The sequence below is a fragment of the Sulfitobacter sp. 1A15299 genome (assembly GCF_043556915.1).
Lineage (GTDB): Bacteria > Pseudomonadota > Alphaproteobacteria > Rhodobacterales > Rhodobacteraceae > Sulfitobacter.
The window spans coordinates 1-1294 of sequence record NZ_JBIFFJ010000079.1 but is presented as its reverse complement, the minus strand read 5'-3'; the positions used below and the strand labels follow the sequence as shown (position 1 = coordinate 1294).

The window sequence follows — 1294 nt, the reverse complement described above, 5'->3', positions numbered from 1 at the left end:
AGCGTCATGTATCGCGCACGCTGCACAGTCCATTCTTCGGTCTGCTCCATGAGGATGGCGCCGACGAGGCGACGTATGGCAGCCTCATTTGGAAAGATCCCGACGACGTCTGTCCTGCGCTTGATCTCGCCGTTCAAACGTTCAATCGGATTCGTCGAATGCAACTTCGTCCGATGCTGTTGGGGAAAGGTCATGTAGGCGAGCACGTCTTCCTCGGCATCATCCATCAGCCCAGAGAGCCTGGGCAGCTTGGACCGCATCTGGTCGGCGACGTTGCGCCATTGGACTTTCGCCGCCGTATGGTCTGGCTGTGCAAAAGCGGTTGCGATAAAGGCGGAGACGACGCGTCGGCTGCTCTTGCCTGCATGCGCAAGAGCGTTCCTCTGGAAATGCACCCGACAACGCTGCCAGCTCGTGTTCAGCACGCGTGCGACTGAGGCCTTGATGCCTTCATGGGCATCACTGATGACCAGCTTCACACCACATAGCCCGCGCCGCACCAGATCGCGCAGAAACTCCGTCCAGAAGGTTTCGGCCTCGGACGGGCCGATGGACATGCCCAGCACCTCTCTGCGGCCGTCTGTATTGACGCCGACGGCGATGGTGACGGCAACGGAGACGATACGCCCGCCCTGGCGGACCTTGAGATAAGTCGCATCGATCCAAAGGTAGGGCCATTCGCCGTCAATTGGACGGGTAAGGAAGGCATCGACCCGCTCGTCGATCTCCTCGCACAGGCGGCTAACCTGGCTCTTCGAGATGCCGGTCCCACCCATCGCCTGGACGAGATCGTCCATAGAACGGGTTGAGACGCCATGGACATAAGCTTCTTGAATAACCGCGCTCAACGCCTTCTCTGTCGCCCGCCGCGGCTCCAGGAAAGAAGGAAAATAGCTGCCGGTGCGCAGCTTGGGAATCCGCAGTTCCACGTTCCCGGCTCGCGTCTGCCAATCGCGTTCGCGGTAGCCGTTTCTCTGCGCCTTCCGCTCCGACGTCTTCTGATGATAGTCGGCCCCGGTTTTTGCGCCGACCTCCAGTTCCATCAGCCTTTCGGCGGCAAAACCGATCATATCTCGAAGAAGATCGGCATCCGCGCTCTTCTCGACAAGCTCTTTCAGGTCCATCATAGGTTTGGTCATCGGGGTCTTCCTTCGGTTCAGGTTGATGTTCGCAACCCGACCTTACCGAAAATTCACCGATGACCACCGCGCCTTTGATGACGTCCTACGGCGCCTCATGAAGGGCGCGGACGCCACCAAAAGCGCTACCAGAAGTTACACCTCTCCCTGGGACA

The 1294-nt window shown here is 59.3% G+C and carries 1 protein-coding gene; it reads right to left on the bottom strand.

The features are described 5' to 3' along the window. Positions 1–1139: IS256 family transposase (locus ACGYK7_RS19145; protein ID WP_394403956.1), on the bottom strand; the 1139-nt coding region annotated here is incomplete at its 3' end. Positions 1140–1294: the final 155 nt, after the last annotated feature.